This is a genomic window from Bacillus sp. RB3 (assembly GCF_030164735.1).
In the GTDB taxonomy this organism is placed as follows: Bacteria; Bacillota; Bacilli; order Bacillales; family Bacillaceae_G; genus Bacillus_A; species Bacillus_A cereus.
This window is the reverse complement of sequence record NZ_JASNGE010000017.1, coordinates 13,086-26,849: the sequence shown is the minus strand read 5'-3', so window position 1 is coordinate 26,849 and position 13,764 is coordinate 13,086. Positions and strand designations below refer to the sequence as shown.

The following is a 13,764-nucleotide window of genomic DNA, read 5'->3' as shown; positions in this document are numbered from 1 at the left end:
AATAGATTGCTAACTTATACAAAGATAAGAGGTGCAAAATGACACATACGTATTATGAAGTAATTGATACACCTATTTCAATTGAGGAAGTTACAAACAAAGTAATTCGTCGTGAGTGTGGCGCAGTTACTACTTTCGTTGGTACTGTTAGAGAATTTACGAAAGGGCGTCGTACGCTACATTTAGAGTATGTAGCATATAAAACAATGGTAGAAAAACAACTTGAGAGAATTGGTACTGAAGTAGGAGAGAGGTGGCCTGGGACATTTGTCGCCATTACACATCGCATTGGTACATTACAAATTTCTGATCTTGCTGTTGTCGTCGCTGTTTCTACACCACATCGGAAAGCAGCCTATGAGGCGAACGAATATATTATGGAGCGTATAAAACAAATCGTTCCAATTTGGAAGAAAGAATTTTGGGAAGATGGTGAATCATGGGTTGGTGATCAGTTAGAGAATGTAGCATATGAGAATGGTGAGCCTGAAGAGGAGATGAGAATATGATTGAAGTACTATTATTTGCACATTTACAAGAAGAAGTAAGTAAGCCAGCATTACAAATCGATTGTGAAAATATTACAGTTGCTGAACTAAAGAAGGTACTCATTAAGAAATACAACGTAGCGATTTCAAATGAAATCATGGTGGCTATAAATGAAGAGTATGCAAATGAGAATGACATCATTCAAACTGGTGATACTGTGGCGATGATTCCGCCAGTAAGTGGTGGTTGATTCTTTTCGACCTAATCATGTTACGACGTGATTAGGCTGGAGAGAATGAATATAACTATGCATACATAGGAGGGAACAGGATGAAAAGTCCTAATTTTCAATTAAGTTTACAAACTTCTAATCTAATTATAGGTTTTATGGTATGGGTCATTTTATCATCATTAATGCCTTATATTAAAGTGGATATCCCATTAACTGCGGGGCAAATTTCTATGGTCACAGCAGTACCCGTTATTTTAGGTTCTGTTCTTCGCATTCCAATTGGTTATTGGACAAATCGTTTCGGAGCAAGAAAATTATTCTTTATTAGTTTTATTCTATTATTACTTCCTGTCTTTTATATTAGTGTTGCCAATTCTATGATGGATTTAATTATTGGTGGATTATTTGTAGGAATCGGTGGTGCTGTATTCTCTGTAGGAGTAACTTCTTTACCAAAATACTTTCCGAAAGAGAGTCATGGTTTTGTAAATGGTATTTACGGTGTCGGTAACGCCGGAACAGCAATTACTTCATTTTTAGCGCCTGTTATCGCAACTTCAGTTGGCTGGAGAACGACAGTACAATGTTATTTAGTTTTACTTGCAGCATTTGCACTTATGAACTTTTTATTAGGTGATCGTAGGGAGAAAAAGGTGAATACACCATTAATGGAACAAATAAAAGGTGTATATAAAAATGAGAAACTTTGGTTTTTATGTATCTTTTACTTTTTAACATTCGGATCATTTGTCGCATTTACAGTATACTTACCAAACTTTTTAGTATCTCACTTCGGATTAGAGAAAGTAGATGCTGGTATGCGAACTGCAGGATTCATCGTACTCGCAACAATTATGCGTCCGATTGGTGGTTGGCTCGGCGATAAGTTTAATCCATTTAAAATATTAATCTTCGTATTTATCGGTTTAACACTTTCAGGTATTATTTTATCATTCATGCCTAGTATGAACGTGTATACATTTGGTTGCTTACTAGTCGCATTTTGTGCAGGCATTGGTAATGGTACAATCTTTAAACTCGTTCCAATGTACTTCTCAGAACAAGCAGGTATTGTAAATGGACTCGTTTCAGCTTTAGGTGGACTAGGAGGGTTCTTCCCGCCCCTAATTTTAACATTACTATTCCAACTAACAGGCCATTATGCAATTGGATTTATGGCATTATCAGAAGTCGCACTTGCTTGTTTAATCATTACAGTGTGGATGTATAGTCAAGAAAAGCTGTTAGTGATGTTAAAGAATCATTAATAAGGAAAAAGAACCATCCCAAAGTATTTTGGGATGGTTCTTTTAGTAATAGGCTTCAACATGTTTTTATTGATCTCTCAATAAACGCTTATTTTCTATAAGAATGTGCTTTTAAAATGAAGATGTCAAAAGTTATTCAATTAAAGGGCAGATTAGTTAAGGAAATCTTAAATCTATTCTAAAGATCGAACTCATTTTTAGAATGCAAATATTTAATTGAATCGGGATGTTTAGATGAAAAAAATATAAGTCCACTCAAGATAAACAAGTATCAGGTGTGTTAGGTAGTTTAAGCGACAAGTATAGGATTGATGCAAGTATCCTTCGCATAGTAACTGCATTATCAGATTTTTTTAGGGGCAAATTTTTTGGTAAGGTTAATGGATATTGTGAAAAAGTATACTTAAAATAAAGAAGATAGTTTAGGTCAATAAGATAAAATTATGAATTTGTATAAATAATCCATAATTTTCTTTCTGAGTTATATTTGGTATGTTAAAGAAAAGAGAGGAGAGGGGAAATGAAATAAGAATTTTTGATGCACATTTTCATATTATTGGTTTAAGTTTTCTGATTATTGAGAATTGAAGGGGTTTCCGACTAATTAAATGTGATTCATATTTAGTAAAGTGTTTAATCCAACTAAAATATATTTAGAATGAGGTTTTAAATGTTTGTTTTTATTATACTAGACGTAATATTACCAATATTAATATTAATGCTGATTGGTGCAATCTTACAAAGAAAGTTCCAATTTAACTTAAAGCAGCTTTCTACACTTATTACTTATTGCTTAATGCCAGCGGCTGTATTTGTGAATATATATGATATTAGTATAGAGACAGGTTTGTTGCTCCAAATAATATACTATTTAATGCTTTATAGTCTGAGTCTGATCATAGTAAGTCATTTCATTTCAAAAACATTAAAGTTAGAAAAAGGAGAAAGTGCAGCTCTAAAAAATAGCATTTCGTTAATGAATTCCGGTAATTATGGGTTACCAGTAAGTCAATTGATTTTCAGTCACAATCCAGTGGGGGTTTCCATTCAGATTTTTATTGTGATTTTCCAGAATCTTTTAACTTATTCATATGGGATATATAACTTACTATCAGCAACAAAAACAATCGGAGGTATTATTCAATCATTTCTAAGACTGCCTGTATTTCATGCGCTCGTATTAGGGGTTCTCTTTCAATCTTTTAAAATTCAAATACCTAATTCTATCTTGCTACCTCTTAATCAGCTTGCGAATGGTTTTGTTGCAATAGCACTCATATTGCTAGGGGCGCAATTATCCAACATTAAACTTAATTTTTTCCATCGAGTCATAACATGGGCTTTAATTGGAAGGTTACTGATGGGACCATTATTAGCACTTGCTGTAATATACATACTAAACATCGATGGTATTGTTGCACAATCGTTATTTATTGCAAGTTCTTTTCCTACTTCAAGAAATACATCAACCATTGCTATGGAATATCAAATAGAGCCTGAATTACATGCACAAATCGTTTTATTTTCAACAATTTTCAGCATTATTACAGTAACTGTCGTTATTTATTTATCATATATTTTGTTTTGAATATACGTGCAAAAACGAAAAGATTTGAGGCGGTAAATGATGGACAGAAGTCCTATAGATATGAGAAGAAAGCAGTCTTTCATATATTGGGTGTCGTTTACAATTGTACCATGTTTCAAAATCTAGTGACTTAATTCAAAAAAAGAAACTTATTAGGGTTTATTTCGTATGGAAATCTTTAAAGTATTTACATATAGACTTGCGAAAAAAAGACACAATCTCGCTTATAATTAAAGTTATATGAGCTTAGGGTGATAGCGATGGGGTGGGAGTGTCAAGTAAGAATTTTATGCATAATTGCCACTAAGGGAGATGATTAAAAGTTGAGTAAACAGAATATCAGCACAATAGTTTCAGGAGATTTGATTGTTACCCATCTAATTGGCCAGATTAATACAGAGGATGTGTATGAATGGTTTAATGATTTTGAGCAGGTTTGTCAGCAATTTATTTCTGAGGGTCGGAAATACAAATTGTTGGTGGATAGAAAAGGGTATACCCCAAATCATTTTTCTGTTCAAAAAGTATGGAAAGATAAGTTCTTCAATGAAACCATTTTGAATCATAGTAAGGCAATTGCATTTCTTCTTGAAGAAGGAGAGATACTGAAGTATTTGCAACAATCCAATACAAAAGAATCCGTGGAGTTTTTTGATGATTATGAACAAGCGCTAATTTGGTTGAATGAATATCCAATATAAAAACTGAATAGAAAGAGTTGCTCGTAATGTTACACTTGTCATGAAATTTATTTGTTTACAAGTTGCAAACACCATTTATTTTCTTCATAGATTGCTTGTGAAATAAAAGAACGGAACTACAACAAAAAGAACAAACGTCCCCTAAAAAACGTTTGTCCAAAGGTAATTACTATTTTAACTAAGAAATAGATTACAATTTATGTGTACGAGAAATCTTTTTTATAAGTTTAGGCAATATAGATGTTAGTTCTTGCTTCAAACGCTTCGTAAATGATGGATCTTTACCAGAAGTTGAAATAGTGACAACATATTCATTATTTCTTATAACGCCAGGTGTGTGAAAAGATGATTCTGTACCATCACTTACAACGTTAACCCACTGGAAATCATGAGCGGCCTGTTTGACCATCATATTTACAGCGTGTTGATTTGTAGCTGCATAAATAAGGTGAGCATCTTTAATATCATCATTACTAAAAGCTTTTTGCTTCCAAGTAATATAAGAAAGTTCCTTCATTTCCTCGCAAATTTCTGGACTGACAACAGTGACGAAAGCGCCTGTATCTTTTAATCCAGACGCTTTTCGATATGCAATTTTACCTCCACCAATGATAACAACCACTTTATTTTGTAGATTAAACATAAGAGGGTACATGTTATACATATATGCATTCCTCCATTCGTTCTAACAATGTTAGTTTCATATATGTATCAAACTGAAGACAATTACAAGTCGTAACATGATTGTATTTTTTTGTATGCAATTCAATTTTTTGAAGTAATAATCCGGTAAAGAGAAGGTATGGCATGACATATACATGGGACGCAGTCGATGTTATATCCTTGAGCTCAACAGCAAAAGAGGGAGTTCCTTTCGTTAAAAAGGAACAGGATACTGGCATACCAAGTTTTCGTTCGATGGCTGCTCCGATTTGTTGTAACTCATGTATCGGTTGTGTATCACTACTGCCTCGTCCTACGAGTAAAATACTACTATTTTGCATTGGCATAGCTTCACGTATTCTTTTCACTACAAGTTCCACCATATGTGGATGTGTACTAAAAGGAGGTACAACTGAAAATGTTATTTGTGGATATTTCTTTTGTAGTTGTTCTATTTCAAAAGGAATATCACGTTTATAGTGAGCTGCTGCAAATAATAAAACAGGTACAATCATTATTTCAGTTGCGCCCTCTAGTAATGTTTCTGTAACTGCATCCGAAATGGTAGGTGTCGTTAGTTCTAGGAAAGCAATTTTTTGAATTCTTTCGTTACGTTCTTTTATAACAGATTGAACAAAATGAATGAATTGTTCATTACCTTCTTGTAGCCGGCTCCCATGCCCAACATATATAATTCCTTTCATCGCAGCACCAAATCTTTCTTCATAATCATGTTTTGTAATTGCTCATCTACATGATGAAATCCAACTTTATTCGCATAGTGTAAAGTTGGAACGTCGGTATACGAGAAAGGGAGAGTAAGGATATCGATAAAGCCAAGTCGTTTTATTTCTGATAAAAATGTATCAATTGAGGCACGCCCTTCAAACACAATGCTTCCCCATGAGAATTCAGAAAGCATACGAGAATGAACTTCATCGAAGCGATCGTCAATAGTATACGCATGAGTCATCATATAAGAACCGGCACCAATTTTTTCTTGAATAACAGCAATTCGGTTAATGTTTCGTCCTAAATAAATCGTTGAATTCGAAGAAAATTGCGCAGGTTTACTTAACAATCCATATTGCATGAGCTTTTCTTGAATAGAAAGATTCATATACTGAAGTTCTGCCTGTAAGGAACGAATATCTTTATGATATTTACTGCATGATTGCATTAAGATGTCTACACTGTCAGCGGAACAAAATACAAGACGATCAACGGTAAAAATCATATTGATTTGTTCAGAGGTTAATGTGTATTCTTTCTTTTTGAAAGTTGGAATTTGATATATTTCTGCACCGGACTCTTGTAACATTTGCTTTATTGCGCTTTTTTTATTTGTTGCAGATGCAAATAAAACTTTCTTGCCGTGCAATGGCTTGCGTTCTTTCCAAGAGATTTGATCCCGTAAGGAAACGACATCACCAACAATTGTCATAGAAGGATTAGAAATATTTTCGTTTTTGACAATAGAAACAATGGTAGACAGTGTCCCTGTGACAACGCGCTGTTTACCAGTTGTACCCCATTCAATGACTGCTACTGGCGTATCTTCTTTTTTTCCTGCTTGTAGTAAGTTTTCACAAATTGTAGGTAAGTTTTTTATACCCATGTAGTAGGCAATCGTGTCGCTATTGTAAGATGAATTATATTTTCCATGATCGGTTAAAGGACCTTTTGCATGTCCGGTTAATAAAGTGACACTATTACTGTAGTCACGGTGGGTGAGGGGAATACCTGCATAGATACTAGCGGCGATGCTAGATGTAATACCTGGTACAATTTCATATGGAATATTTGCTGATGCTAAAGTTTCTGCTTCTTCACCAACACGGCCAAAAATAGATGGATCTCCGCCTTTTAAGCGGACTATGATTTTTCCTTCTTTCGCAAATTGAAGGAGGTGTGAGTTAATCATTTCTTGACGCATAGTATGATTCTTTGGCATTTTTCCGCAATAAATAAGTTCACATGTTTCTTTTGTATAATTAAGAAAGGAAGGGTTTAATAAGCGGTCATATAAGACGATATCTGCACGATTTAAGCACTCTATCGCTTTTTTTGTAATAAGCCCTTCATCACCTGGTCCTGCACCAACTAAATATACATATCCGTTCATATTCGCACCTCGTCTATTTTTATTTAAAAGGAAGCCAGGGGAGGCTTCCTTTTTTAAATTACATGTATATATAAATATCCCCGTCAATAACTTCTACTTCATACGTTTGAATACAACCGTCATCAGGTTTTTGAACTTCACCTGTTAGTAGTGAAATTTTCCAATCATGTAGGGGACAAAAGACGAATTCTCCAGATACAATACCTTCCGCTAATGGCCCTTTTTTATGAGGACAACGATTTTCTACAGCTCGAATATCGCCATTTGAAAGGCGGAATAGGGCGAAAGACATACCTTTCATTTGCACCTCTTTACCGATTTGAATAGGAAGGTCTTCTGCACGCATAACTTTTATTTTTTCTTTCGTTTGTATCATATAGATCACAGCTCCTTATTTCACAGTTTCTACTTCATACATCGCTTTTAATGATTTCGTTTCTAGTGCTTGTCCCCATGCTTCTTTATATGTGCCACGAGCTTTTTGGAAACGTTCATTTAACTTAGTGACCATATTTGCATCTTGCAGTATTTCCTTTATGTGATCGAAGCCTAATCGTTCTGTCCAGTAGGCAGTACGCTCTCCATAAATACCAGTTTCACGATAATATTGCATGTAAGCTGTAGCGATGCGAAGGACATCATCTTCAGTAGGGACAATCATTACAAAATCAGCTTCGCGTACTTCCGTACCACCATTTCCGCCAATATAAAGTTGGTATCCATTTTCGACACAAACAACGCCAAAATCTTTCGTCAGTACTTCCGCACAGTTACGTGGACAGCCCGTTACACCCATCTTCATTTTATGAGGTGTATCTACCATTTCTAATGATTGTTCAAGCAACATACCAAGTCCTAATGAATCTTTCGTACCGAAACGGCAGAAACGAGAGCCAACACATGATTTTACATTACGAAGAGATTTTGAATACGCATATCCAGAAGCCATATTTAATTCAGCCCATACGTTAGGTAAATCTTGTTTCTTAACACCGTATAAGCCAATTCGGCTCGCACCTGTAATTTTCACAAGTGGAACATCGTACTTTTTCGCAACTTCAGCAATTTTCATTAAATCATCTGCTGTTGTAACGCCTCCGTACATACGTGGAATAACAGAGAAGGTACCATCGTGCTGGATGTTACCATTCATTCTTTCATTCACGAAACGGGATGATTTATCATCTTCATATTCTTCTGGAATCGCCATACGTAAATAGTAGTTTAAAGCAGGACGACATTTCGAACATCCATCTTCATGTACAAAACCAAGAACGTTTCGTACTTCTTTTGGAGATTTTAAACCTTTCTCATGAATGGCCGCTACGACTTCATCACGTGATAAAGGTGTACATCCGCACATACCGGTAGACTGTGCAGAAGCATCAAAAGCATCTCCAAGTGTATGAGATAAAACTTGTTCTACAAGCGGACGACATTTACCACAAGACCCTGCGGCTTTCGTACAGGCTTTAACTTCTTCAAAAGTCTTTAACTCCTGTTCTAAAATGGCGTGAACGATTGTGCCTTTCGTAACACCATTACATCCGCAAATTGTGTCATCCGCACTCATAGTAGCAACGTCAAGTTCACATTCTTCACCAGCTTTGTGAAGAATGGAAGCTGGTGTATATTCTTGTATATCTTCTTCTTTCTTTAACATGCTAAAGAGGCGGGTACCGTCAGCTGTATCACCGTATAAAACGATACCGACGACTTTATTATCACGAATTAATACTTTTTTATAGGAACGTTTACATTCATTAAAGATGGATATTGCTTTCGTTTGATCATCTTCATAAATTTGGCCAGCAGAGAATAAATCACAACCAGCAACTTTTAATTGTGTACCGACGATACTGCCCGAATATCCATCAGTTTGTAAATTTGTTATATGTTTTGCTAATATCGCACCTTGTTCATAAAGAGGAGCAACAAGTCCATATGCGATACCGTCATGCTCTGCACATTCTCCAACTGCATAAATGGACTCATCATTTGTTAGCATATAGTCATTGACTACAATACCGCGATTTACAATTAGACCAGCATCTTTTGCTATTTGCGTATTTGGCCGTATTCCGACAGCCATTACGATTAAATCACAATCTACAACTTCACCGTCTTCAAATTGAATGCCCTCAACATGGTCTGTACCAAGAATTTTTACAGTTTTCTTTTCCATTAAAAACTTCATGCCTTGTGCTTCTAAATCTTCACGCAGAAGAGCAGCTGCTTTCGTATCTAGTTGTTGCTCCATTAAGCTAGGCATTAAATGAACAACATGTACGTCCATTCTTAAATCAATTAGACCTCTTGCGGCTTCTAAACCGAGTAACCCGCCACCAATGACAACGGCCTTTTTCTTTTCTTTAGCGGTATCTATCATAAATTGTGTATCTTCAATAGTTCGAAATCCTGTTACACCAGAAAGTGCGGAACCTTCAACAGGTAAAATAAAAGCACTAGAACCTGTTGCGATAATGAGCTTGTCGTATGTAAGAGTACGCTTCTTTTCTGTAATAATAATTTTTTCTTCTCGGTTAATACGTTGAACTCTTTCATTCGTATACAAAGTTATTTCGTTTTCTTCATACCAACTGTATTCATTCATAATGATATCTTGTATATTTGTTTTGCCTTGTAAAACATGAGAGAGCATAATGCGGTTGTAGTTTGGATGCGGTTCATCTCCAAAAATAGTAATCTCATATGAATCACTATCATGTTTTAAGATTTCTTCCATACAGCGAATGCCAGCCATACCATTTCCGATCATAACTAAACGTTTTTTCATTTTCGTTTCCCCTTTTTATGTGAAATATTGAACAAAGGATTATATTTTTATTATAGAAAATCAAATAAGGGGGAGATGTGATATTTATCACATCTTTATAATGATTCACAAATTGTTAAAATTCGGTTTTATGTGAAGGGGATGTGAATATTTTTCGCGAAACGAAAAAGCAGGCCATAAGTATTTACACTCATGTCCTGCACTTGATTTATGCTTTCGTAATGGCACGCGGAAATAAAATATTATTTTCTAAATGAATATGCTCAAATAAATCAGACTCTAGCGCTTCGAGGCGTTGGTAAACAAGTCGATAAGTACCGCAAGCACCTTCTGGAGGAGTAAAGTCATTTGTCACTTTACGAAGTTCTTTTATAATATTTCCAGCATGATTGTGCTCATTTTCTAGTTCATTTACTACTTTACGTAACTTAGCATAGTTTTCATTAGTTGGATTTTGTTCAAATTCTAAAATTAATGGAAAATCTTCCATTTCTTCTTTAATTAAATGCTGTTCTAATTCCATTCTAAGTTCATGAAATAGCTTATGAATTTGAGCAAAATGAGGCTGACTTGCCCCATGAACACGTAATACTTTTGTCACATATGGACTTAACTGTGGTAATTCTTCATTTAAATAGCGGTGATGCTTATTTATGACATAATCAATCAATTCACGATAAGAAGCATTTTTCCAATCAATTTCCGATTCATTTAATCGTTTCGTATTATGATAAAGCGTATTTAACTCTGTAAGCACTTCAGTAGCTGATAAATTTCTTTCATGAATTGCATCAATAAGTGGCTTATTACCGCCACAACAAAAATCTATTCTATATGATTTAAAAAGATCACTAGCTTTCGGAAATTGTGTAACAATCTCACCAACAATTGAAGTTTCAGTAAATGTATGTTCCATATGAATGCCTCCATAAAATTTTAATGTAATATCTGAATTAAGAATAGCGATAAATTAAAATCTATGTAGTGATTGAAATCACTTATTCTGTGTCGTTTTTGAGAATAATAAGAAGAATGTTATTAAAATAAGGGGGAAAGTAATAAGTGGTAATATTTTACGTTAATAAAAAAGAAGCTTAGTAAAAGCTTCTTTTTTATTACTATTTTTCACATGCAATTCCATCGCCATCACGATCAAGATGAGAGCTATAACCTGGTTGCCCTTTATGTAAAGGAGCTTTCCCAGCTGCTCTAACTGCAGCACAATTTTTGTAGTATGCACTATCAGTATTACCATTAGCTGGTTGTGTTTGAGCTTGCTGTGCTTTTTGTTCTTCTTGTTGTTTACGAGCTTGTTCATCAGCCTGACGTTTTTGTTCTTCTTGTTGTTTGCGAGCTTGTTCATCAGCCTGACGTTTTTCATCCTCTTGCTTACGAGCTTGTTCATCAGCCTGACGTTTTTCATCCTCTTGCTTACGAGCTTGTTCTTCGGCTAGACGCTTCTCATCTTCTTGCTTTTGAGTTTTTTCGTCCGCCTCTTTCTTTTCTAGCTCTTTTTTCTGTTCGCTATCTTTTGGCTCTTCATTATTAGAGGCAACTTTTGTACTAGTTGCTGTCGTTTTTTCAGAAGAAGGAGCTGAAATACCTAATAACGCAACAAAAATGACAAATAATACAGCTGTAATAATAAATTGTTTTTTCGCTACACCTGTTTTCTTAATAACAGATAAGATTGCTAGAACAAGGAAGAATATAAATAGAATGAAACTTAAAGTAGAAAAAAACTCGACGACGGGGTGTTCCGATTTTGTTGTACCGGCCGTTATTAATATAATAGAAATCATAAAAAGAATAACGGTAGGACGTCCATATTGTTTTGCTTTTCCATTTTTCTTAAAGAATGAAATGATACATAAGATTAAAAGAATAAAAGCAATAAAAAATAAAGCTGCACCAATATTACTTAAAATCGACATTTTCATACCTCCATTTGTAAGATTCTTCTTATTGATTATATAGGAATTTATTGGATATTACACGTTTTGTATAAATTTAGAAAATTAATATTTTTAATAGACTCATAAACATTTATTTTATATATAAGGAAAAATGGATATATTTCCTATTACTTTTTGAAAGAGATTTCATAAATTATAGTATATCGATTGAAAGGAGGAGATTTGAATGGAATTTCAATTGTTGGTAACTTGTATATTACAAGAAGGTAATGCTTACTTTTTAGTAACGAAGGTAGATGATGTTATTACGTTAAAAGTACCGATTACTGCGGGAGTAGCAGGTTTATTTTTAGCTTTAGGTGTACCAAGATGTTCTTAATTTAAATCTATAGTAGAAGAGGAAGGGACATGCCTTCCTCTTCTACTATTACATAATATAATTATGTAAACTTAAATATCATATTTGTGATAGCACGTTTGAAATGGACATGCATATACTATAATGTTTCATTGGATGTTAGCGGTGAAAGGTAGTTTTAATAAGTGCATCCAGTGATATTTTTAAGCTATGAAAATAAAAGAGGTGCTATTATATATGAAAAGAAAAACATTGGATATTCCAGTTACATTGCGAAGAGAGTGGTTTTTAATAGAGTTAGCTCATTTAACGAAAAAATATGGAATTGAAATTGCAACTAGTAAAATGGATGCTGCACCGTTTTTAAGAGATCAAGTTACGGAGTCAAAGATAGGGAAAGGGCTACAATACGATAAATATGATGATGAGTATATAATTGAAAATTAAAGGGTAACAACAAAATTAAATTAATTTATAACAAAATATAAAATAAAGCAGATTCTAAATATAGAATCTGCTTTATTATGAAATACTTGTAGTTAACTAGCCTCTTTCTAGTGTTTTTCCTACATATTTCTCTTGCGTTATTCCAAAAGAGTCACGAAGAATGCGAGCATAATCTTTAGATTCTATTGGTCGTTTATTTTTGGTGCCTTTAAAGGTTTCTGTATAATTTTTATTTGTTAATGATATGTGACCATAAGTAGTTAATTTACAAGTGATAGCTCCTTTATTAAAAGGAGATTCTTTATGCTCTACAATCACTTTTTGAATCTTATTCACTTTTTTCTCATCTATTGGATCTACAGTGAAAGCATAGCCTATTTTCCATTCGTTTGAAGGTTCAGATTGTAAGAAACTTGTAGATTCCCCGTTAGCTCCTTTTCTCATTTCTAAAATATGCGTACCTTTTCGAGTATTTCGCTTACGAATTCGATATTCTCCTGTTTGAGAGGAGATGACTTCTCCGTTAAAAGGGACTGGATGTAAAGGGAGATGAGATGCAAAACCTGCATCCACAACATAAGCTTTATCCTCATGACTTAATATGATAATGACATGACCATCATCGGGTTTCCATTTATTATCGTAAAGGTCATAAACAGTACCGGCTACTTTGTATACTTGAAACCCACAATCAATTAAAAAATAATACAATAGGGAGTTTAATTCATAACAAAGTCCACCTCGTTTTTGAATAAGTAACTTTTCTATTAAGTTATCTTTTGAGATATTCTTAATAGTACCAGCCATAATATCAAGATTTTCATAGGGGAGAATCATTCCCATTTTTAAGAGAATTTCATCTAAATCATCAAATGTTATTTCTTTTGCAGGAATTTCTAAGCGTTTAAAAAACTCCTTTTGTAATTTGGTCATCATAAAGTATTCTCCTTTCTTTTTACAGAATTTTCTTCTGCTCACCGATAGGTTAGTACTTCTAAAAAGTTAATTCAAGTGTGCGGAAATTATCATAATATATGTTTCTGGAAATATGATTTTCTATTCGGAAATTTCAGTTTAATTTTTAATCGTAGGAAAGTCTTATAATACAAGCTCCTTTAAAATTAGTTTGTATTTAATGAAAAGAAAGTACATATCTTTATTATATTTTAAATAACTAACT

15 protein-coding genes and 1 pseudogene are annotated in these 13,764 nt (G+C 34.0%); 8 read left to right on the top strand and 8 right to left on the bottom strand.

What is annotated here, in order from left to right; translation table 11 throughout:
* The first annotated feature begins 38 nt into the window (after window positions 1-38).
* From QO049_RS20285 to QO049_RS20265, 6 genes and pseudogenes are all read left to right on the top strand, one after another.
* Window positions 39-509 carry a molybdenum cofactor biosynthesis protein MoaE gene (locus QO049_RS20285; RefSeq protein ID WP_061655331.1) on the top strand — a complete coding sequence of 157 codons (471 nt, stop codon included), beginning with the start codon at window positions 39-41 and terminating at the stop codon, window positions 507-509.
* Entirely contained in the window at window positions 506-739 is a 234-nt protein-coding gene (gene moaD / locus QO049_RS20280) for a molybdopterin converting factor subunit 1 (RefSeq protein ID WP_000573682.1), read from the top strand. Before QO049_RS20285 ends, moaD begins: the two co-directional genes overlap by 4 nt.
* Before the next feature lie 80 nt (window positions 740-819).
* Entirely contained in the window at window positions 820-1,989 is a 1,170-nt protein-coding gene (narK, locus tag QO049_RS20275) for a nitrate transporter NarK (RefSeq protein WP_000841858.1), read from the top strand.
* 238 nt (window positions 1,990-2,227) lie between these two features.
* Window positions 2,228-2,356 (top strand): annotated as a pseudogene (locus QO049_RS30975) (PspC domain-containing protein); the annotation flags it as partial.
* A gap of 303 nt (window positions 2,357-2,659) precedes the next feature.
* The gene (locus QO049_RS20270) at window positions 2,660-3,577 is read left to right on the top strand and encodes an AEC family transporter (RefSeq protein WP_000497508.1); all 918 of its coding nucleotides are present in this window, start codon (window positions 2,660-2,662) and stop codon (window positions 3,575-3,577) included.
* Between the two features lie 323 nt (window positions 3,578-3,900).
* Window positions 3,901-4,278: an STAS/SEC14 domain-containing protein gene (locus tag QO049_RS20265; RefSeq protein WP_000043362.1), complete on the top strand. Its 378-nt coding sequence runs from the start codon at window positions 3,901-3,903 to the stop codon at window positions 4,276-4,278.
* Window positions 4,279-4,468: 190 nt separating this feature from the next.
* On the opposite strand, the gene QO049_RS20260 is transcribed toward QO049_RS20265, so the two are convergent.
* The 7 genes from QO049_RS20260 to QO049_RS20230 form a co-directional block, all read right to left on the bottom strand.
* Complete coding sequence (locus tag QO049_RS20260; RefSeq protein WP_000282595.1) at window positions 4,469-4,942, bottom strand: precorrin-2 dehydrogenase; 474 nt, start codon at window positions 4,940-4,942, stop codon at window positions 4,469-4,471.
* The gene (locus QO049_RS20255; protein WP_000676191.1) at window positions 4,935-5,645 is read right to left on the bottom strand and encodes a sirohydrochlorin chelatase; all 711 of its coding nucleotides are present in this window, start codon (window positions 5,643-5,645) and stop codon (window positions 4,935-4,937) included. The genes QO049_RS20260 and QO049_RS20255 overlap by 8 nt, the downstream gene beginning before the upstream one ends.
* The gene (locus QO049_RS20250) at window positions 5,642-7,066 is read right to left on the bottom strand and encodes a uroporphyrin-III C-methyltransferase (RefSeq protein WP_098283103.1); all 1,425 of its coding nucleotides are present in this window, start codon (window positions 7,064-7,066) and stop codon (window positions 5,642-5,644) included. The genes QO049_RS20255 and QO049_RS20250 overlap by 4 nt, the downstream gene beginning before the upstream one ends.
* 58 nt (window positions 7,067-7,124) lie before the next feature.
* Window positions 7,125-7,442: a nitrite reductase small subunit NirD gene (nirD, locus tag QO049_RS20245; protein WP_000616682.1), complete on the bottom strand. Its 318-nt coding sequence runs from the start codon at window positions 7,440-7,442 to the stop codon at window positions 7,125-7,127.
* 15 nt (window positions 7,443-7,457) lie between these two features.
* Window positions 7,458-9,863, bottom strand: coding sequence for an NADPH-nitrite reductase large subunit (gene nirB / locus QO049_RS20240; RefSeq protein WP_246962613.1), 2,406 nt, complete (start codon window positions 9,861-9,863; stop codon window positions 7,458-7,460).
* Between the two features lie 208 nt (window positions 9,864-10,071).
* Window positions 10,072-10,779 (bottom strand): iron-sulfur cluster repair di-iron protein, encoded by a 708-nt coding sequence (ric, locus tag QO049_RS20235; RefSeq protein WP_061654572.1) that lies wholly within the window; start codon window positions 10,777-10,779, stop codon window positions 10,072-10,074.
* 202 nt (window positions 10,780-10,981) lie between these two features.
* On the bottom strand, window positions 10,982-11,797 hold the full coding sequence (locus tag QO049_RS20230) for an excalibur calcium-binding domain-containing protein (protein WP_221826464.1): 816 nt from the start codon (window positions 11,795-11,797) through the stop codon (window positions 10,982-10,984).
* 208 nt (window positions 11,798-12,005) lie between these two features.
* On the opposite strand from QO049_RS20230, the gene exsG reads away from it, so the two are divergent.
* Together exsG and QO049_RS20220 are read left to right on the top strand one after the other, a co-directional pair.
* Window positions 12,006-12,158, top strand: a complete 153-nt coding sequence (gene exsG, locus QO049_RS20225; RefSeq protein ID WP_000395679.1) for an exosporium protein ExsG — start codon at window positions 12,006-12,008, stop codon at window positions 12,156-12,158.
* Window positions 12,159-12,374: 216 nt separating this feature from the next.
* Window positions 12,375-12,584: a hypothetical protein gene (locus QO049_RS20220; protein ID WP_000824207.1), complete on the top strand. Its 210-nt coding sequence runs from the start codon at window positions 12,375-12,377 to the stop codon at window positions 12,582-12,584.
* Window positions 12,585-12,680: 96 nt separating this feature from the next.
* On the opposite strand, the gene QO049_RS20215 is transcribed toward QO049_RS20220, so the two are convergent.
* A complete protein-coding gene (locus QO049_RS20215; protein ID WP_246962615.1) occupies window positions 12,681-13,520 on the bottom strand; it encodes an arylamine N-acetyltransferase family protein in 840 nt (279 codons plus the stop codon).
* Between the last annotated feature and the right edge of the window lie 244 nt (window positions 13,521-13,764).